Here is an 18,726-nt window from a genome sequence, read left to right as displayed (position 1 = left end):
GTTCGGCAAGACCGATCATGGCAGATACTGTTGATGAACTGCTCTGCAAGGCAACGGCCCACCTCATTGGAGATAAAGTCAGATGGTGTAGCTGAACCTCGGCCGGGAAGGGGCGGCGGGCGTAGCGGGGTGGCTGACGATGTCATGTCTTTCTGATATTTCGCCCGATCACCCTCTGGCTCTGATGATGATGCCCGCTATTCAGCAAGTCCCTTCCGCAACAGGCGGTTGACGGCCTGGACAATCCGCTCGTGCTCCTTCTCCGAAAAAGGGCTGAGGTCATGCATCTCGAGGCTGTTCAGGCCCTCAATGGCCAGCCAGCCCACCAGCGCCGCGTCCAGATCATCCGACGTCGCTTTCAGGTTGTCCAGGGTCGCCTTGATGACCTCGCGCACGGGATCAAGCAGGTGCGGGTTCTCAGCCGAGGCTGCCAGCATGCCACTGGCGACCTCCTTCGTCCTGCCCTGGCGCAGCTTGAGCAACGCCGCCGTGCACAGGCGTGCTTCCAAGTTGCGCCCGGGCTCGGCCTGAGCGCGGAGGGCCTCCCGCTCCGCCGCAACCTCATCGACGAGGCGCTGGATCATGGCCTGAAGCAATGCCTCCTTGGTGGGAAAGTTGTAGAGAAGCCCACCCTTGCTGAGCCCAGCGCGCTCGGCCACCGTATCCAGCGTCAGCCGTCCCGAACCCATCTCGCTTCACAAGCTCTCCTGTAAATCGATCGACATCACTACCCTCCAGAATTTGCTTCGAACTCAACACGCGTATTTGTGGCGGCTCAGGTGGATTCGCAAAGACTGCTGCAAAGACAAAATCCGCTTGGAGTTCGGGCACGAAACCGAATTAGACCTAAATACACCAGAACTCCGAAGCGCCCTTCGGCATCTGCGTGAGAGTGCGATTGAAAGCCGCCTCGTCGATGTGCCATCGCAATGCAAGGGCAACGTCCCTGATTGCTGTGTCAGGCGCGAAGTTGTGGTCTGCCCGCAGCGCCTGCACCTCCGCAGTCATGATCCGGCGGTTCTCGAACGGCCGCCTCGACTCATCAATGTCCCAGTCGGTGACAAAGATTGCTCTCAGAATGGGAGGAAGCACATTGGCGAAGTTGATCGCTTCTTTCACATCAAGCCGCCGGCGAAAGACCTGCAGGACGGCTTGCACCATCGTATACACCTGATTGCGTGTCGCGAGGCCGGAGAGATCTCGCGCATCCACGAGGAACCTCTCGAAGTCTTCTGAAGCATGCTGAAGCTCCATTGGTATGGTCATGATGGCTCTCCGGCCCATGGCAGGCTTATTCAACGGGTATCAGACTATTGAGCCAGACAGCCGCCATCAACCGGAAGGCTCGCTCCTGTAATAAAACTTGCGCTCTCCGATGCGAGAAACACCGCAGCCGCGGCCACTTCAGATGGCTCGCCGATCCGGCCAATCGGATGAAGGCCAGTCATGTATTGGTCGACATCGGCACCAAGATCGAGGTGCGAGCGAACGCTGGTTCTCGTGTAGCCTGGCGCAATGGCGTTGACCCGTACACCATGCCGCGCCCCTTCCAGCGCAGTGACCTTTGTAAGACCCTCAATCGCATGTTTGGCGGCAACATACGATCCGCATTGGGCGAAGCCGACCGCGCCATAGACCGAGGTATTGTTGATGATGACGCCATGTCCCTGTCCAATTAAGTGGGCCATTTGGTATTTCATGCATAGGAGCGTGCCACGAACGTTGGTCTCAAAGACCTCGTTGTAGTTCTCTACGGTTTCCTCTGCGATCAGATTGGGACAACCTAGAACCCCCGCATTGTTGAATGCGATGTCGAGGCCCCCACACTCGGTCAGGCAGCACTGAACCAGTTGCTCAACGTCGTTCGGCGCTCTCAGATCGCATGAAATGAAGTGAGCATCGCCTCCAGCGGCGATGATCGAGGCGACGATCCCGTCCCCGACATCGCGCCGGCGTCCGCTGATGACAACAATAGCTCCGGCCTGAGCGAAGGCCTGAGCAGTTGCCTCCCCAATGCCACTGGTGCCACCCGTGACGAGGGCAATGCGATCCGCCAGCACCTTACCTCCGGTCTGCTTATTGACACCGGCAGTAATTTTATTGAGCGCACCCATTGTTCATCCTTTCATCTTCAGTCCATTGATGATGTGCCTCGAAGGCTAGAGCAGCGTTCAAGCAAGATCGGTTACCCGACAGGTAATTGAAGTATTTCTAGGCAACCCAGCATCGGAAGTTGCCGCATCAGCCCGACGGTTCGCAGAGAAGGGCCGGTCGAGTCTTAGGGCCACTGCCGGATCGGTCTGCGCCTGTATGGTCAGCCGCCTCGGGCCCTGCGATGTGTCGCCAACTCGAGAGGAACTTCATTGAGCAGGGGCCTTTTGAGACGCACGATAATGCAGTTCTGAGTGTGGAGCCGCGAGCCGATCGGCTCTTGTTATGGTGGATCAAGGTATTAGGATTGGCAGCTGGCCATACTAGGCCCGCCCAAAGACAGGGGCAGCAATGACGGGACGTAACGATAGGGCGTTGCCAACTTGGTGGCCGTGGTTACTAACTAGTATTGCGAGTGTCAGTCTCGCTCTGGCTACGCTTCTAAGTTGAGGTCCAACGGTCGGAAGGTGAGCTCTTCCAAGCAAGATCTGTAACATACGGCCGAGCTGAAACCGGATTCGGCGCCGTGGGTTGCCTTCCAACATATGTTAATCAGGGGCAATGCAGGGCAAAGCTGTGAGAACTATGCCATGCAACAGAGAAACAATCGGGATTGGTCGCGAGACATCCCCAACACCTTGAACTTCTCCCAGGAGCAGGTGGTCTTTGTCATTGGGCACTCCCTGAGGAGCCTATACGACGATGTGCTCGCGGCGGACATGCCAGAGCACCTGAAAGCTCTTGTGCTTAAGCTTGAGGAGACATCTCCCCCGTAGGGCACGCGCCTCTGGTGAGGGCACCCTTAACACGGTGGGATGATCTGATGACCAGCAGGAACGTGAACCGAGCGGATCTGGCCCAGACCATCGTCGAGGCTGTTGCTCTGCCCCGCCATGAAGCGGTGGCGCTCTCCGACTAGGTCCTGGCCGAGATCTGCGATACGCTGGAGCCAGGCGAGAACGTGAAACTCTCAGGGTTCGGGAATTTCACGGTTCGGAACAAAGCCGAGAGGATCGGACGCTATCCAAAGACCGGGGTTGAGGTCTCAATCGAGCCACGCCGCGTCGTGACCTTCACCCCATCCCATAAGCTGAAGGATCGTGTGAACGGCGATCCTGTGGGCGCCTGATCTAAGGCGCGGTTAACCCGCCCCTGACATAGGTGACCCGCTCTCAGCAGGTATTTGCCTTTCGCAGGAGTTTTGACGTGTTTGTTGTGCCTCCGCCGCCGGCCAACGAAGCCGAGCGGCTCGATTTTCTTCTCTCGTGCGGGATTCTCGATACGCCGCAGGACGAGCGCTTCGACCGGCTCACACGCATAGCCTCGAGAGTGTATGGCGCTGATGTCGCGTTCCTCAGCTTCGTGGATGACCGCTACCAGTGGATGAAGGCGATCACGGGCGACGGCATTGGTTCGTCGATTGAGCGCGAACAGTCCGTGTGCCAGATCATGATCGCCTCTGGCGAGCCTCTGGTCTTCGGTGACATGCAGAAGGAGCCCACGCTCGATGGGCATCCGGTGGTGCCGCTCCTGCCGTTCCACTTCTATGCCGGCGTTCCGCTGCTGACGCCTGAAGGCGCAGCGGTCGGCTCATTCTGCATACTCAAGCGCGAGCCGCAGGATGCTGCTGGATTCGACGTCTCGACGTTGATCGATCTGGCGGCGGTTTCGATGGACGAAGTCGAACTCTGGCAACGCAACCAGGATCTGGAGCGTGTAGCCCAGACAGACGGGCTGACGGGCATCGCCAATCGTCGCGTCTTTGACCAAGCCCTTGAGCGCGCTGTTCGGCGGGGACGTCGGACAAACGAGCCGTTGTCATTGCTGCTGCTCGATCTCGACCACTTCAAAGCGCTCAATGACACGGCTGGGCACCAGGCGGGTGACAATGTTCTTCGTCAGTTCGCCGGCATCTTGGCACAGGCGGCCCGGAGACCGGACGATGTGGTGGCCCGCTATGGCGGTGAGGAGTTCGCCCTGATCCTGCCGTCGACTGATCAGCATGGTGCTTTGGAGGTCGCTGAGAGGCTAAGAGAGAACTTGGCTGCAGCGCAAATCCCTCATCCCAGAGGAATTGACGGACTGGTGACGGTGAGCATGGGAGCGGTTGCGGCTGATCCCGCGAATAAACTCAGTGCAGAGAGGCTGGTCTCGGCTGCGGATGCTAGATTATATGAAGCAAAGAAGTCTGGAAGGAATCGCGCTGTTGTTGGATCTTTCCCATGAAAGAGTCGTAAAGCGGTGTGCCAGCCAAGAGGCGCCTTTGGACGATCTGAAATGTAGGGTCTGGGGACATCATTTCAGCTGAGCCAGGGCGATGTCTAGCCGGTAATCGGCAATCCTGATGCGCTCGCGGCTGCCGTCGTAGACCGCCTCAACAGCTTCGCCGAGAGGCGTCTTATCGAGGAGCTCGCAGACACGGTCGATAGGTGACATGCCGCCCAGTGCGGTGTGCGGCCGATGCCAGTTCCAGTGATGCTGCCACTCCGACAGCTTCGCCTCGATCTCCGGATCCTTGGGATCAACCATGTCCCAGAATTCCTCCCGATCCGTGCGGTGTGTCCGTTCGACCTTGCCGTTCAGATGGGGCGAGCGGGGCGGGATCGGCCGAAACTTGATCGCCCAGTCCATCAGGCGCTGCTGGATGGCTTCGGCGAAGAACTCTCGCCCGCGATCAGTTTGAATGCGTTGGATTGGAAACGGCATTTCCTCGATGAGCCGCTCCAGAAAGTCGAGGGTATTGGCGCCCGTGGCGCGGCTGTAGACGCCGAGCACCTTGTAGCGGCTGCAATCGTCGATCGCGGTGTCCTGGTAAACGCCTGGCCTGATCTTGCAGACGTCTATCTGTACGCGGTCCCCAGGGATCGGACGGCTGTAGCGTCGCGTTCCCTTGCGCCATCGGCGCGGGCGCTTGAGAACCTGCGCTATTGCGGACGAGTGTCCGATGGATGGTGTCGAGCGACAGCGTCAGATCGTGCTGCCGGATCCGCTCATTGCGCAGTTGCTTGACCCCGAGCCGCCGCTCTCGGCGCAGGAACAGGATGAGCGCCTCCTAGCCGGCAAAGACCTTCTGGGCGGCCGATCGGGCGGTGCCAGGCCACTGGGAAGGAGACCTCATCCTGGGTCTTGGCAGCTCGGCGATTGGCACCCTGGTCGAGCGCACAAGCCGGTTCACGATGCTGCTGCATCTTCCTCGCCTCGCGGGCCATGGTGACGTGTCGCGCCTCACGAACGGGCCGGCGCTGGCTGGGCATGGGGCCGAGGCTGTGCGCGACGCGATCACGCGCACCATCATCACCTTACCCGAAGAGCTGCGCCGATCGCTGACCTGGGATCAGGGAGCCGAAATGGCCCAGCATGCTCGTCTCAAGATCAATGCGGGCATCCAAGTCTACTTCTGTGATCCCCACAGTCCTTGGCAACGTGGCACCAACGAGAACACCAACGGACTGCTGCGTCAGTACTTCCCGAAAGGCACCGATCTGAGTGTGCACAGCGCCGAGGAGATCGCGGCTGTGGCAGCTTCCCTCAACGCAAGGCCGAGAAAGACGCTGAGCTGGAGAACCCCTGCCGAGGTGCTTGACGAGTGGCTGCGGGAGGGCAACAGAATACGTGTTGCGACGACCGTTTGAATCCGTCTTGGCTGCCACGATCCGAATGGTGAATAAGCCCAGGACCCGGCCGCTGCCGCTGGGCGGCCATGATCAGAGCGCCAAGGGTCAGCTCGGTGCGCATGTGATCGCGCATGGCCCAACCCACCACCTTCCGGGTCGCCAAATCCAGCACAGCGGCGAGATACAGCCAGCCCTCACCGGTTGGAATGTACGTGATATCGGCCAGCCACACGCGGTTGGGGACAGATGCCGTGAACTTCTGCTGCAGCAGGTTGGGCGAAACCGGCAGCTGATGACGGCTGTCTGTCGTTGCAGGCCGGAAGCGCCGGCGGGCCAGGGCGCGAATGCCATGCCGGCGCATCAGCCGCTCGACCCGGCCGCGGCTGACCCGGTGGCCTTCTGCTCTCAAGGCTGCGTGCATTCTCGGGCTGCCATAACGGCCCTGATGCTGACCATGGAGCCGATACACCTCTTGCAGCAGGCCGCGGTTGGCGAGGGCTCTTCGGCTCTCCGGCCGGGAGCGCCATGCGTAATAGCCGCTGGGCGAGACCTGGAGCACGCGGCACATGAGCCGCACTGGAAAGGTACGGGCATGCTGCTCGATGAAACGAAACCTCATTTGGGCATCTCCGCAAAGATGCCGATGGCTTTTTTTACACATCCCGCTCCATGCGGGTGCGATCGAGTTCACGGCGCAGCCGGGCGATTTCCGCCGCCTGATCGGTCGGGGGTGCGGTGCCCGCCGGCAACGGCGTGGGAGCGGCCCTGGACCGGGGCGCACCCCCATGGGCAAGGGCCCGCCAGTTGCGCAGCATCGAGGGAGAGATCCCCAGCTCGGTCGCAATCTGCATGGTTGGTCGGCCACTGCTCTCCAGCAGTGCGACGGCCTCTCGCTTGAACTCGGGTGTGAATTCTCGCCTTGTCTTCGTCATCAAACACCTTCTCGCTCCCCCAGGAAGGTATCAGAGGTGTCCGTCAAAGTGAGGGAGGATCAGAGACGCGCCTTCGGCAGATCCATCGTCTTCCTCCGCGCTTCGGCTGTGGACCTGTGGACAGCGCTCCTGCGCTGCCCACTGGTCCACAGCAGCAACAGGATCAGCAGCGCATCTCAGAGGTAGATCTGACGATCAGAAAGTTGAAGCGATGTCGTCGGACCTCACATCTGAAATGTGGGACGTGTGTTCCGCGGCACCGACAACAAGACCAGAAAGCGGCAATCCTTCAGAAACGATCACGCTTAAACCAATAAGGAAAGCGATCGATGAAGGTTCTGATCATCGGCGCAAGCCGGGGAGTGGGCCGCCGCCTTCTTGAGCACGCTCTCGCACAAGACCATCAGGTCACGGCAGCTGTCCGGAACCCTGCTGCAGTCGACATTCAACATGCGCAGCTTCGTGTTGTACCCTGCGATGTACTGAACACAGGGTCGGTGACCCGCGCACTCGCAGGACAGGACGTGGTGTATTGCACCATCGGCGATAAATCGAGGGGACCTACGACCCTCTATTCAACGGGCGCCCGCAACATTGTGCAAGCAATGCAGGTGCAACAGGTGCGGCGGCTCGTTTTTCTGTCGAATTTCGGTGTCTTAGGCGAGACGGCACAGGATCTTCGAGGAGCAGCACTCCTGTTTCTTGCTAAGCGCATGATCCGTCACACTCTGGCTGATCATCGGCGAGCACTGGAGGAAATCCAGGACCATGCACCGGAGTGGATTGCCGTGCGCCCCCTGCCACTGACCAATGGTCGGTGGACTGGGCAGTACCGAACTGCCGTCTATGGCATTCCCGCCAAAAGCAGTCATATCGCGCGAGCCGATGTTGCTGATTTCATGATGCGACAAGCGACGGACAACAGCTACCTGAATATGGCACCAGCTATCGCCTATTGACGGTCACCACCGCGCCGCTCCGAACAAAGGAGATCGTGATGAAACGCTGCGCCACACTTGCTCTGCTGACGTCGATCACAGCCAGCGCAGCTTCGGCCGCTGATCCGGTGGAACTGTCAGCCTTTATTGCCCTCGCACGGCCGGAGCCTACGCTGCAGGTCCGCTACGGTGCCGAGCCCCCTCAAGGAATCGACATTTTCCTACCGGCAGGGTCTGGCCCTCACCCCGTAGCGATCCTCATCCACGGCGGCTGCTGGAGCACCGCTGCATCAGGCCGGGAACAACTGCGGCATCTCGGAGCACATTTGGCAGAGCGCGGGATTGCCGTCTGGAGCCTTGGTTACCGCCGGGCCAATGAAACGGGGGGCGGCTACCCCGGCACCTTCCAGGATGTTAGCGCTGCGATCGACCGTCTGCGGGATGATGCGCCGACGTACCATCTGGACTTGTCGCGCACGGTGCTGGTCGGGCATTCGGCCGGCGGGCATCTGGCTCTCTGGGCTGCAGCCCGCAAGGGGCTCCCGACGGCAAGCCCGTTGCATGTGTCCTCGCCGTTCATGCCCCGTGCGGTGATCATCCTGGCCGGAGTGGGCGATCTCAAGACCTTTGCCAGGTTTATCCCACTGCACTGCGGAAACGGAATCATCGAGAGCCTGGCACCTGCGGGTCGACAGGCGGAAGTGTCGCCTGCGACCCTCCCGCCACCAGAAGCCCCGGTTGTGATGGTGAGCGGCGTGCTCGATCGACTCGTGCCACCTTATGTGGCGCGTGATTATACCCGCGCTCGACAGGGCAAAGCTGGAAGCGTCCGTTTTGTGGACATCCCTGACGCAGGACATTTCGATTTAGTTGTTCCGAGTGCACCGGCATGGGCGGACGTCCGCCGCCTGATCGAAACCGCGCTGGAGGCTCCCTAACGCCGAACTGGCACCTATGCTGGCGCGAAACTGGGCGGGGAAAGGCACCCGCGAAAGGTGCGGTGGCATGACCCGCGGCCTTCTCAATAAGATCTATACCCTTAATTGAACACGAGAGGCTGGGTGCCAGAAAATGCAGGGTTTATACCAACTATAGGTTGTTGTACGAGTAAGTGGGGGAGCTTGGGACTGCAGGATGACCATCGTTCCTGGGGCACTTGGGATGTCTAGGGCCAGTGCTCTCTCGCCGTGGGCGGCGCTCCAGAGCGCCGGTTGGTTGTCGGAACCCCGGGATAATCCTAGCCGCGGGACATTGCGACCGACAAGGCTGTAGGGGATGCGGGAACGCTCGGCCTAAGGAACAAATCAACAACCAATTAGAATAGCCGAGCTTGAAAAACGCGAATCATGGACTCATTCTGTTTCTGGTCGGCTTAAGTCGGCTGGCCTCTCCAAATAGCCGTGCGGGGCTGGCGGAACGTCTCACCACCTCTTCGTCGTTCAAAAGTCAGTCTGAACCGGTGTGAGTGCATCGGAGCAGGAGTTCAGGAGTCTCTCTTTTGGCTACGCTGAAGCAATTCGAAGAAGCCCTGCGCGCCCAAGGCATGCAGATGGCCTTGGCTATCTTGGAGAAGATGCGCAAGGAGGAGAAGAAGACGCGATCGGTTGCACCGGCCCGTCGGTTGTCCGGACGCAAGATGACGCCCGAGCTCGCCCGCAAAATCCTCGAGCTTCATAGCACCACGGACATGACCCAGCAGGAGATCGCCTTCCAGCTTGGGATCAACCAGGGGCGCGTGAACGAGGTGATCAAGCGCGGAAAATGGTTGACCGAGGATCCGCAGTCCGAGGAGGCCCAAGCGCGAGACAAGGCGAAGGCTCGGATGAAGCGCATGCAGTCCGAAGACACGCCGATCCCGCGCAAGCAGCCTGTGGCAGCAGGAGCCGACGAAGGTCCGAAGAAGCCGAAGGCGAAGCCGTCCAATTCGGCGCAGTTGTCGATCGACGATTTTCTTAAGGTGTCGAGCGACTGAACGGATTCTTGTATCAGCGGGACCCGGCCCCGCTGGTGACGATCAGGTCGAGCCGGGGCAGATCGGTATGGTGCATCAGCAGCACGCCATTCTTGTGCGCGAGCCGGTGGGCCGACTTGGTAAAAACCGAATTGGTGACCACCACAGCATAAGGGGCATCTTGAAACGCCGCGGCAGCATAGGCTTCCTGAACCGCCTTGTTGCCGACGGTGCCGTTGTAGAACTTGCACTGAATCACAACCCGACGGTCATCTTTCTCCGCAATGATGTCGGCACCCTGGTCGCCTGATCCGGGCGTAAGTGCAGCACGCCATCCTGCCTCCTGCAGGACCTCGCGGCAGTAGATCTCGAACTCTCTGCCAGTCAACGTGTCGTCCAATTCAACCGTCCGCTCGGCGGGCTGGCGCCGGTCGATGATCCGGTTGATCCGTGTCCTGAGGCGGGCGACAGACCGTTTTGGATCCTTGGCTAAGAGATGATCAATCTTCCTGCGTTGAAACTCCGGCAGGAGCGTCTTCTTGATGAAGGTCGCGAGGTGTTTGTCCCAGGCGTCCTCCGAGACGTTCCCATATTCGTCGGGGGAGAGCATATGGGCGCGTTTTGTCGCTAACGTCCTGACATGTGTCAGGGCTGCCCGGTCTGTTAGGTCATAGATCATCAGAAACGAGTGAACCTTGGTCAGGCGCAGGAATAGCAGCAGCGCGAGCCCGAGCCAGGCGGCGATCGGCTGGAGATGCAAGCCAAGGCCGAAGAGGAAGAGCAGCACGGCGCTGAACGCCTTATGTCTCCAGAGGTACCGAAACATTTCCTTATCCGGCTGTCGGCGGCGGCTTTCAGTGTTACTGCGAGAGAGTTGGATAGCCGACTGAGGTTACCAGCAGCTTCGCAAAGATCTAGGCCCACTGGAACTCACAGGATTATTTCGGCAGCTACTGTCTGGTGATCCGGGTCCGGTCAAGCATTTGACCGGCGAACTCCTGCAACTCTTCGGCCGTGCTGCCTTCATCTCGCTGGATGACAAAGAGCCCTGTATAAAGGAGGATCGGCAAGTCCTGAGTGGCTTACCATCTGAGATAGTTCACCTGTGCCGATTGATCATAGGGAGAGATGATGAGCAGATGCAGGAAGGTTCAATCACTCGGGCTTGATGCCGAGGGCAACGCAATAGCCGTAGTACGCATGCTCCCCTGCCTTATGGTAGATCTCCGCGATCTCCATTTTCTTGCGCCGGTCGAGAGCGAAGCGGGATCCAGTCCGCTGCAGGCGCAGATACGCCTTCAGCCAGGCATACGGTTTGACGGTCTCACGTAAGCGAGGGAACTCCTCAGTCGACATTTGCTCTGAGTAGCCGTCGCGGCCCATGAACATCACGAAGACCCTGCGGTGCTCGCTGATGAAACGTTCGTCGCTAAGGAAGTCAGGGGTCGAGGTCTCCATCGTCGGGGTTCTCCAGTTTGGCAGGCACAACGAAAAAGCCGCCCCGAGGCGGAGCGGCTCATTGTTGAGGCGGTTTAATCCGCGAATGTGAGAGGTCTTAGACCTGCTGCAGGTTGGTCGCAGACTCTTTCCCCGAGCGACGGTCCTGTTCGACCTCGTAGGAAACCTTCTGGCCTTCCGCCAAACCCCGGAGGCCTGCGCGCTCCACGGCTGAAATATGAACGAACACGTCCTTGCCGCCATTGTCCGGCTGGATGAAGCCGTATCCTTTGGTTTCGTTAAACCACTTTACTGTCCCAGTCGCCATTCTCGTCTCTAGTCCCTTAAGGTTCCCTCCGACGGAACGTCCTGCTCCGCCCTCCGGTGACCCATCGATCACGCGAAGGAGGCTAGTTGGGCAAGGTAACCGTGGCAATAAAGTGGCGGAAGGATAGTAAATGACGGAAGATCAGCGGAGTTGCCTCGCAACGGCCCAGACCTACTTCCTAGATCAGGGTATGAGCCGGCTAAGGACTGTGCCGTCATCAGTGTGTCACCGATCCTTGGAAGACCAGCAGCCCTAACAAGCAGATGAAACTACTGGAGGAAACATGAAGACCCTGTTCCTGGCCGCTGCCCTCGCATTTGCACCGGCGATGGTCTCTGCCGCTGAGGTGAAGCCTCTTGCTCAAGCCCATGCTCACAATGACTATGAGCATCAGCGGCCGCTCCTCGATGCCCTCGACCATGGCTTTACCGGCGTCGAGGCCGACATTTGGCTTGTGGATGGCAAGCTGCTGGTGGCGCATGAGGAGGCCCATATCAAGCCTGAGAGGACCCTGGGGGCTCTATACCTGGACCCTCTGAAGAAGCGCATCACAGAGAAAGGTGGCAGGGTCTATCCCGGCAGTGAGGGATTTACACTCCTGATCGATATCAAAACCGAAGGCGAGCCGACCTACAAGGCTTTGGCTGAGGTGCTTTCCAAATATGCGGACATTCTGACAGTCGTTCGCGACGGCAAGGTTCAGGCAGGCGCCGTCACCGCGGTCGTGTCTGGCAACCGCCCGAAAGACCACATGCTCTCGGAGAAGGTTCGCTATGCCGGGTATGATGGCCGCATGCCTGACCTGAACTCCGACATGCCGGCATCCTTCATGCCGCTCCTGAGCGACAACTGGACCAAGGTGTTCACCTGGAAAGGCGCGGGAGAGATGCCCTCCGCCGAAAAGGCCAGATTGCAGGATATAGTGAAGACAGCCCATAGCAAGGGCTGGACCATCCGGTTCTGGTCGACACCTGACCAGCCCGGACCGCAACGAGAGGCAATCTGGAAAGAGCTGAAGGCGGCGGGCGTCGACAAGATCAATACCGACGATCTTGCGGGCTTGCAGACTTTTCTAAGCGAGTAATCCGATAAGCGACTGAGATGCGCGCGTTGTGAGCGCGCATCTCAGTTGGTCCAAGCTCATGAGTTAGGCAACGGGCTGGATATGGCTTCAAGAATGTCGGTATCCATCGATTTCGATGCCGATGAACATCCCATGCCAAGTGCCGCCGAATAGGTTGTCAAAGGAGAGGTGACGGAACCGCTTACTAAATTGTCCATAAGGTCGGCTTCCGTCGGGTGTGCGCTGGAACAATTGGGGATCGATTTCATCTGAGCACGGGTGGGGCGAGCGCGGTTCATGATTTCCCTCTTCTAAGCGGATTGAGGATGGATCAGTCGGCGAGGATACCGGCCGCTGACAGAACGGCCTTCTCTTGGTCCGTGAAAAGGAAGTCGACCTTCTGCTCCTCCGTCATGAGGCCCCATGCGGCGCGGAACAGGTCGTGCAGATCCCCGACCTCATGGTCACCTTCAGAACCCTCACCGTGACCGTGGCACATCGAGGCCGTTGGGGGCGTCCACATGGGGTAATCGGGGGAGCGAGTCGCCCCGAACCAATCACGCTCATGGAAGCCGGTGGCTGTTCCCCGATAAGATGAAAGTACGGGCTCACGACGGGAAGCCGGGCCCAAGCATCGAATGGAGAACAGCCATGGACGACTATATCGGGCTTGACGTGTCGATGAAAGAGACGGCGGTGTCGATCCGCCGGGACGGCAAGCGCGTCTGGCGCGGCAAGTGCCCCTCTGATCCCAGGCTGATTGCTGACCTGATCCGCAAGCGCGCGCCGTCTGTGACGCGGGTTATGTTCGAGACCGGTACTTTGTCCGTGTGGTTCTATCATTCCCTTCGAACCGAGGGGCTGCCGGCCATCTGCATCGATGCTCGGCATGCCAAGGCCGCCCTCGATATGGCAGCGAACAAGACAGATGCCAACGATGCCGACGGTCTCGCGCATCTGGCGGAGGTCGGCTTCTTCCGTGAGGTGCGGGTAAAGGGCTTCGACAGCATGCTGACCCGCACGCTGGTGGCGGCCCGCACCCGGCTGGTGCGGATCTGTACCGAGCTCTCCAACCAGATTCGAGGGCTCATGAAGACGTTCGGCTTGGTTGTTCCCGCGGGCAAGGGCAGCACGTTCGAGAAGAATGTCCGTAGCCTTCTGGTCGACCAGGACGAGCTCGCTGCGATCGTGCTGCCCATGCTGGAGGCCTGGCGCAGCCTGCGGATCCGGGCCACGGAACTCGGACGTCACCTTGTGGCCGGCGCGCGTCAGAACCAAGCCTGTCACATTCTCATGTCGATCCCCGGCGTCGGGGCGATCACCGCGACATCGTTTGCGACCGCCATTGAGGATCCGGATAACTTCAAGAAGTCTCGTTCCGTCGGCGCTTGGCTCGGCCTGACCACCCGACGCTACCAGTCCGGCGAGGTCGACTATGATGGCCATATCTCCCGCCGGGGCGATCGCCATGTGCGAGGGCTTCTGTTTGAGGCGGCAACCGTCATCCTGACCCGCAGCTCGGCCGAGAGCGGCCTGCGCAGATGGGGCCTCAAGCTCAGGGAGCGGGTTGGCTTTAAGCGGGCAGCCGTTGCTGTGGCGAGGAAACTCGCCGTGATCATGCACGCGATGCTCAAGACCGGCACCTTCTTCGACCGGAGCGTGGGAGCAGCCGCTTGATGGTTTGAGGATCGCGTTCAGTCGCTGAGCGCGCTGAGACGTCCCGGCCGGGACGTGGGCCGAGCCAATCCGCGTGATGGGATGCACCGCTGATGCAGCCGAGTGCGTCGTCCACATAGGAAGGCTCCTCCCGCGAAGCTCCATCATGCGGCGACGGCTGTCGACCGCGAAGACGACCCTGCACCCGGCAGATGCTCAAGTGGCGTGTCTCTGATCCACCGCGACCAGCCCCTCCGACATAGTCTCTCGACCTTGATCCAAGGCTCGAGCGGGTGAGTATTGTAAAAACTACTTGCAAAATGGCCCGCAATTGGACGACCCCAACAGCTTGGAACCGATCTCCTCGGCCGTGTGCCTCTTCTTACCCATCTTCAGTCCTCCTTCGGCTTAAAAGCCATACCTCAGGGAGAATCACTTTTCAGGAGGCAGACCATCGACGTGGGCTCGTCGCTTGGCTCCTCGACGTTGGGTAGCCTGCACGCTGCGAACATCTCCCCCTCGGCAACTACCCGAGCGTGTAGAGGATGGCCCAGGCGATAGCACCTAATGCAACCAGCAAACCGAACCATTCGAGCACGCGAGACAGCCTGTCATTGACGGGCGACTTTGCACGAGCCACCAGGAGCTTGTCATCATCGTCAGCCATGTTGAGAAAATCCTACAAATGGCGACAGACGGTGCCATAGGCATGAGCGCGTCATCGCCTTCATCTCTCCGGTGCAACTACAACAACGGCTTCAACCCCCTGCCGCTTGCGCTCTGAGGCCAAGGTGAACGCGGCAGCGAGTGCCTGCTCCTCCGTGGAGTGAACTGAGATGCTTCGCCCGTCGTGCGAGACTGACCAGGTATTGTCCCTTGTACGCGTTACCACCACCCGTTCCACGCTGTGGCTCCCTTGGAGGCCACTTTGAAGCCTAGATATTCACGGCTATTTCGCAACAAACTCAAAGGGATAGAAGTGCATTTTAGAATACCGCTCAGAAGGATAGCTCAACAATCCCTTGAGGTTACTCTGAAAACCCGTTCGAAGTCTTATTCCGCCATGACTCTGGGTTTGAAGAACGAGTGCACGTCACTTTGAATCGTTTGCTCAGAGTGCGGGGAGTGGTGTCATCAGCACCCTGGACATCTGATTCAACCATCGACGCACTCGCTTCAAAGTCAAGTGCAAACGGTCCATGCTTTTTGTAAGTCGCGGCGGCGGCTCCTGAGAGCCATCCGGCGTCTCGGACGAGGGTCCTCGAAGGAGTTGCACTCCGGCGCGATGAATAGTCGTCCATCCTCGCCTCGGGTGTATCTCAGGAGGGCAATCCTGACGCCTGCCGGGTTGTCTAGGTTTCAGGCTAGAATGCCAGCTGCAGGGCGCCGAAGAGATGCATGGATGTGTCCCCTTTCAATCTGGGTAGGTTATTGAGCCTAACCTTATCGGGGTGCCGGCATAGGATCCCTCGGTTGAGGATGTCGGGTGTGGTAAAATGGGCCGAATAACGAGGAGGCCGGCGACGAGGCAGGTATGTGCTCAAACCGCCATCAACCTTGTCTCGCAGTATCGCCCAGCCAGTCGGGCGGCTTGGCCATAGGCCTTCGACCTGCCATTTTCCCGGTCGTGGTCATCTCTGCCCTTCTTCTTCTGTCATCCCTAGGCGGAGGCCAGACACGCGACCCGCAGCAAGCTGCCCTGGACGACTTCGTGGTGGCCAGAACGCTGACCGACAAGTGCCCGACCTGGCAGATCGACTTCGCTGAGGTTGGCAGGCGGTTTGCTCAGCTCAAGCTCCAGCCCGCTGATTTGCAGAAGGGCGGGCGTCACGCCAGCTTCTTCGACGAACGCTTATCCTACTATAGCGGCCTCCTGTCTCGCATGTCACAGATGGCCGAGGAAGCCTTTGGGCCGAACGGACTCATCAGGAAGAACTGGATGAAACGGCAGTGATCGAACGGAGCCTCATTCCCGCACGCGTCAGTCATGCCGGGATTGGTGCGACCTTGGATGGTGCGGGCGGAGGGACTTGCCCCCCCAACCAGACCGTTATGAGAGGCCGGCTCTTACCAATGAGCTACAAGCCCAGAGCATCCTCATACCCGGTCTTTGCCAAGATGAGAATGGTGCGGACGACTGGAGCCGAAACCGTACAAGCAAGCCCGAGGGATTTTAAGACCCCTGCGTCTACCAATTTCGCCACGTCCGCAGGTCGCTATAGGAAGGCTTAGATGAGGAGGAAGTTGTCTTCGGTAGCCCGAGATCCGGTTTGACCTTCCTCCGAAGGATCTGAGGTGTGTAGCCCGTCCCATCCGGGTCGAGGTAAATGTTTCCGGTGGGCGTACCGGTCAAACCAGAAAACCCCTCGGTGGCCGGCAGGTTGTCGATCCAGCCGGGTAGAACGTTGTTCATGTGGACGTTGTCGCCCGTAGGCTGGTCGGCGAAAATCGTAGTGTAGGCGGACAACACCACCCGGACGACTGCCGATGTCGCGAACATGGGACTCGACGCAGAGGCTCAGGCTGTTGAGATTTTGATGATGGAGCCGGCTTTCTGCTGCACCATGATGGGTAGCACCAGGCGTGCCGCGCAGACCACGTTGAGGAAGTAGACCTTGGAACCCGTGTGTCACTGTTCGTCGGAGATGTCGAGAATGGGAGCGCTGGACCATAGCCCGCACTGTTGCCCGTACGTCGATCCGGCCCAGCGCTCCATAGTCTCGTCAACGAAGCGACCACACGTCTCTCAGGCCTTTGGTTGAGTCACCACTGCACCAGGCTGATTCCCACTTTACAGAATTACCAGGAAGTCTCTCGCGGTGACATTGTTGGGGCTTCCGGCAATCGTTGCGAACTGGATTTGGTCTGCCCCTCCAACACCATCGGGGTCGAAATACAAGGCGCCTGAGACCGTGTCGCAGATAATCCGGTCGCTGCCGTCGACAGCGGTCGTGCCGATACGGAACGCGCTGCCCCGCAACACCCCGGCGGTCAAGCCCGTGAACACATCGTTGTCCAGTACAATCGTATCAGAGCCTCGGAAGTCGTTGATGGTGTCGATGTTCTCTGGGCCAAGGGATGTGCTGAAGGTAAAGCGGTCGAAGCCTGACCCGCCCCTCAGCAGGTCCGCACCCAGTCCACCATCGAGGCGATCATCTCCGCTCTCCCCTCGCAGCTGGTCATCGCCCTCGCCACCGTTCAGGCGATCATGCCCTGAGCCGCCGAAGACCCGATCATCGCCTGCGCCGCCATTGGCTCGGTCGTTGCCGGCCCCACACCGGATCTCGTCATCATCGCCCCCGCCGTTGATCCGGTCGTTCCCGTCGCCGCCGAACAGGCGGTCATTGGCAAAGCCGCCGGACAGTCGATCATGACCCTCTTGCCCAAAGAGAATATCGGCAAACCCGCCGCCCGTGAGACTGTCATTCCCGCCCTCGCCAAAGAAGATGGCCGGCGCGTCCATGGCTGTGAAGTTGTTTCGAGCATCAGTGCCAAAGCGGACGTCATGCAGGGGCAGAGCGTCTCGAAGTAGGTCAACCTGAGCGCTGCCCAGGTTGAACTGCATCTGATCGAGCGAGAAACTAGATACGCCCGCCGGCAGAGCGGCTGTGAGGTTAAGCGTGAACCCGCTGAACGTGACTTCCTGGTTGCCATCGAGGAGGTCGGGCAGCATCACATACTCGAAGGTGTTCGGGTCTGACGAAACGATATTAGGTGAAGCGAAATCAGTGACAGGGTTTGCCGTCATACTCGGAGGAGGAAGGGCTGCGCCGAGCACCCCGATGAGGGCGGTATCCACGGTCAGCTGTGCACCGGCGGGAAGGTTCGGCCCGCCGAAGCTCAATCCGGGTGCAAACTTATGGTTGTTGGGGAACACGGCCGGGGGCGGATCTCCGAGTGTGGCGCCCACAAACGATGAAGGATTGTAGGGCGAGCCGACCCCCAAGTCCTTCAGCCGCAGGGACTGCTTGACGCCGCTTTCCCGGTCAACGAACTCGACCCGGACAGTTAGCTGAGTGTCCCCTGGCGCGAAGGTCGCACCCGACAGCGCAATCAAGCTCCCGAGGAAGTTGTCCTGCTCCGCCGCGCCCGATGCCCCGGGGCTTTGGCTCCCCCGTTGAACGAGCGTTCCTGAATCAAGATCGTACCTGATGGTGATTGGAGCCGGCATTTCAACCTCCAGAGAGACGATGGGCTCAAGTTCGCCCACACAACGCCCCTGATGGAGACATCAGCCAGAAGGCCGCCGTTCTTGATCGAGGTGGCGGCTCGACGCTGCGCACAAGGCTGATGCAAACGAGGAGATCACAGGTTCGTGTCGCGATTACGGCAGGGGATCGGCTCCGGGAGTGTCATACTGCCTTGTTCCCTCACTGGTCCGAGCAGGTCCTCATTCCGGCACTCCAGTCTTTCTCAGCCCCTCGATAAACAGCTCGCAGTGAGCATAATCCCCCAGATTAGCGCGGAGGCGACTGACCATGATTGGGGGCTAATCTGGTTACGTTGCTGGATGTGTGCCTGTGGCGATCATGGTGACCCATCGTGCTCAAGCTGAAGCCATAACTCATCATGGCCCAAGGCTCGTTCGGATCAATGGCCAAAGCACGCTTGGCAAGATCTGCCATCTCTCGAAAGCCTTCCTCCCTTGAGCGCCAG

Annotated in this window: 20 protein-coding genes, 1 tRNA gene and 5 pseudogenes; 10 read left to right on the top strand and 16 right to left on the bottom strand. The window is 59.6% G+C overall.

Annotated features, from left to right (window positions below):
- Positions 1 to 197: 197 nt before the first annotated feature.
- The 3 genes from KHP60_RS22095 to KHP60_RS22085 form a co-directional block, all read right to left on the bottom strand.
- Entirely contained in the window at positions 198 to 689 is a 492-nt protein-coding gene (locus KHP60_RS22095; RefSeq protein WP_213566446.1) for a TetR/AcrR family transcriptional regulator, read from the bottom strand.
- A 157-nt stretch (positions 690 to 846) separates the two neighbouring features.
- A complete protein-coding gene (locus KHP60_RS22090) occupies positions 847 to 1,266 on the bottom strand; it encodes a DUF2267 domain-containing protein (RefSeq protein WP_213566445.1) in 420 nt (139 codons plus the stop codon).
- A gap of 44 nt (positions 1,267 to 1,310) precedes the next feature.
- A complete protein-coding gene (locus KHP60_RS22085) occupies positions 1,311 to 2,114 on the bottom strand; it encodes an SDR family NAD(P)-dependent oxidoreductase (RefSeq protein ID WP_213566444.1) in 804 nt (267 codons plus the stop codon).
- A gap of 582 nt (positions 2,115 to 2,696) precedes the next feature.
- On the opposite strand from KHP60_RS22085, the gene KHP60_RS25570 reads away from it, so the two are divergent.
- From KHP60_RS25570 to KHP60_RS25760, 3 genes and pseudogenes are all read left to right on the top strand, one after another.
- Complete coding sequence (locus KHP60_RS25570) at positions 2,697 to 2,927, top strand: NepR family anti-sigma factor (protein WP_311925226.1); 231 nt, start codon at positions 2,697 to 2,699, stop codon at positions 2,925 to 2,927.
- 47 nt (positions 2,928 to 2,974) lie between these two features.
- Positions 2,975 to 3,280: pseudogene (locus KHP60_RS22075) on the top strand (integration host factor subunit alpha).
- Between the two features lie 77 nt (positions 3,281 to 3,357).
- Positions 3,358 to 4,377, top strand: coding sequence for a diguanylate cyclase (locus KHP60_RS25760; RefSeq protein ID WP_213566442.1), 1,020 nt, complete (start codon positions 3,358 to 3,360; stop codon positions 4,375 to 4,377).
- Between the two features lie 69 nt (positions 4,378 to 4,446).
- On the opposite strand, the pseudogene KHP60_RS22065 reads toward KHP60_RS25760, so the two are convergent.
- Positions 4,447 to 5,236, bottom strand: a pseudogene (locus KHP60_RS22065) (DDE-type integrase/transposase/recombinase); the annotation flags it as partial.
- Between KHP60_RS22065 and KHP60_RS22060 the strand changes: the two are divergent.
- Positions 5,232 to 5,783 (top strand): annotated as a pseudogene (locus KHP60_RS22060) (IS30 family transposase); the annotation flags it as partial. The pseudogenes KHP60_RS22065 and KHP60_RS22060 overlap by 5 nt on opposite strands.
- A gap of 7 nt (positions 5,784 to 5,790) precedes the next feature.
- Here the strand turns inward: KHP60_RS22060 and KHP60_RS22055 are convergent.
- A pseudogene (locus KHP60_RS22055) lies at positions 5,791 to 6,697 on the bottom strand (IS3 family transposase); the annotation flags it as partial.
- A 329-nt stretch (positions 6,698 to 7,026) separates the two neighbouring features.
- On the opposite strand from KHP60_RS22055, the gene KHP60_RS22050 reads away from it, so the two are divergent.
- The 3 genes from KHP60_RS22050 (at position 7,027) to KHP60_RS22040 (ending at position 9,607) form a co-directional block, all read left to right on the top strand.
- Positions 7,027 to 7,656, top strand: coding sequence for an NAD(P)-dependent oxidoreductase (locus KHP60_RS22050; RefSeq protein WP_213566441.1), 630 nt, complete (start codon positions 7,027 to 7,029; stop codon positions 7,654 to 7,656).
- Positions 7,657 to 7,694: 38 nt separating this feature from the next.
- Positions 7,695 to 8,573: an alpha/beta hydrolase gene (locus tag KHP60_RS22045; RefSeq protein WP_213566440.1), complete on the top strand. Its 879-nt coding sequence runs from the start codon at positions 7,695 to 7,697 to the stop codon at positions 8,571 to 8,573.
- Between the two features lie 560 nt (positions 8,574 to 9,133).
- Positions 9,134 to 9,607 carry a sigma factor-like helix-turn-helix DNA-binding protein gene (locus tag KHP60_RS22040; protein ID WP_213566439.1) on the top strand — a complete coding sequence of 158 codons (474 nt, stop codon included), beginning with the start codon at positions 9,134 to 9,136 and terminating at the stop codon, positions 9,605 to 9,607.
- A 13-nt stretch (positions 9,608 to 9,620) separates the two neighbouring features.
- On the opposite strand, the gene KHP60_RS22035 is transcribed toward KHP60_RS22040, so the two are convergent.
- The 3 genes from KHP60_RS22035 to KHP60_RS22025 all read right to left on the bottom strand — a co-directional run bounded on the left by KHP60_RS22035 (position 9,621) and on the right by KHP60_RS22025 (position 11,351).
- Positions 9,621 to 10,412, bottom strand: coding sequence for a restriction endonuclease (locus KHP60_RS22035; RefSeq protein WP_213566438.1), 792 nt, complete (start codon positions 10,410 to 10,412; stop codon positions 9,621 to 9,623).
- 329 nt (positions 10,413 to 10,741) lie between these two features.
- Positions 10,742 to 11,044, bottom strand: a complete 303-nt coding sequence (locus KHP60_RS22030; protein ID WP_213566437.1) for a hypothetical protein — start codon at positions 11,042 to 11,044, stop codon at positions 10,742 to 10,744.
- Between the two features lie 97 nt (positions 11,045 to 11,141).
- Positions 11,142 to 11,351, bottom strand: a complete 210-nt coding sequence (locus tag KHP60_RS22025) for a cold-shock protein (RefSeq protein ID WP_213566436.1) — start codon at positions 11,349 to 11,351, stop codon at positions 11,142 to 11,144.
- A 283-nt stretch (positions 11,352 to 11,634) separates the two neighbouring features.
- Between KHP60_RS22025 and KHP60_RS22020 the strand changes: the two genes are divergently transcribed.
- Entirely contained in the window at positions 11,635 to 12,435 is an 801-nt protein-coding gene (locus KHP60_RS22020; protein WP_213566435.1) for a phosphatidylinositol-specific phospholipase C/glycerophosphodiester phosphodiesterase family protein, read from the top strand.
- A gap of 56 nt (positions 12,436 to 12,491) precedes the next feature.
- Here the strand turns inward: KHP60_RS22020 and KHP60_RS22015 are convergent, their stop codons facing one another.
- Positions 12,492 to 12,713 carry a hypothetical protein gene (locus KHP60_RS22015; RefSeq protein WP_249689016.1) on the bottom strand — a complete coding sequence of 74 codons (222 nt, stop codon included), beginning with the start codon at positions 12,711 to 12,713 and terminating at the stop codon, positions 12,492 to 12,494.
- Positions 12,714 to 12,745: 32 nt separating this feature from the next.
- Entirely contained in the window at positions 12,746 to 12,937 is a 192-nt protein-coding gene (locus tag KHP60_RS22010; protein ID WP_213566454.1) for a hypothetical protein, read from the bottom strand.
- A gap of 128 nt (positions 12,938 to 13,065) precedes the next feature.
- On the opposite strand from KHP60_RS22010, the gene KHP60_RS22005 reads away from it, so the two are divergent.
- Positions 13,066 to 14,091: an IS110 family transposase gene (locus KHP60_RS22005; RefSeq protein WP_213566434.1), complete on the top strand. Its 1,026-nt coding sequence runs from the start codon at positions 13,066 to 13,068 to the stop codon at positions 14,089 to 14,091.
- Positions 14,092 to 14,596: 505 nt separating this feature from the next.
- On the opposite strand, the gene KHP60_RS22000 is transcribed toward KHP60_RS22005, so the two are convergent.
- Both KHP60_RS22000 and KHP60_RS25920 read right to left on the bottom strand, forming a co-directional pair.
- Positions 14,597 to 14,737: a hypothetical protein gene (locus KHP60_RS22000; RefSeq protein ID WP_213566433.1), complete on the bottom strand. Its 141-nt coding sequence runs from the start codon at positions 14,735 to 14,737 to the stop codon at positions 14,597 to 14,599.
- Positions 14,738 to 14,797: 60 nt separating this feature from the next.
- Positions 14,798 to 14,962, bottom strand: a complete 165-nt coding sequence (locus KHP60_RS25920) for a DUF2188 domain-containing protein (protein WP_213566432.1) — start codon at positions 14,960 to 14,962, stop codon at positions 14,798 to 14,800.
- 819 nt (positions 14,963 to 15,781) lie between these two features.
- Here KHP60_RS25920 and KHP60_RS21990 point away from each other — a divergent pair.
- Complete coding sequence (locus KHP60_RS21990; protein ID WP_213566431.1) at positions 15,782 to 16,024, top strand: hypothetical protein; 243 nt, start codon at positions 15,782 to 15,784, stop codon at positions 16,022 to 16,024.
- 171 nt (positions 16,025 to 16,195) lie between these two features.
- Here the strand turns inward: KHP60_RS21990 and KHP60_RS21985 are convergent.
- The 4 genes and pseudogenes from KHP60_RS21985 to KHP60_RS21975 form a co-directional block, all read right to left on the bottom strand.
- Positions 16,196 to 16,280 (bottom strand) — tRNA-Leu (locus tag KHP60_RS21985).
- Positions 16,281 to 16,435: 155 nt separating this feature from the next.
- Positions 16,436 to 16,755: pseudogene (locus KHP60_RS25915) on the bottom strand (SDR family oxidoreductase); the annotation flags it as partial.
- 106 nt (positions 16,756 to 16,861) lie between these two features.
- The gene (locus KHP60_RS25755; protein ID WP_213566430.1) at positions 16,862 to 18,280 is read right to left on the bottom strand and encodes a calcium-binding protein; all 1,419 of its coding nucleotides are present in this window, start codon (positions 18,278 to 18,280) and stop codon (positions 16,862 to 16,864) included.
- Between the two features lie 247 nt (positions 18,281 to 18,527).
- A partial coding sequence (locus KHP60_RS21975) for a hypothetical protein (RefSeq protein ID WP_213566429.1) occupies positions 18,528 to 18,726 on the bottom strand: 199 nt, incomplete at its 5' end.

The organism is Microvirga sp. 3-52, assembly GCF_018383585.1.
In the GTDB taxonomy this organism is placed as follows: Bacteria; Pseudomonadota; Alphaproteobacteria; order Rhizobiales; family Beijerinckiaceae; genus Microvirga.
The sequence above is the reverse complement of the archived record's forward strand: the minus strand, read 5'-3'. Positions and strand labels throughout refer to the sequence as shown.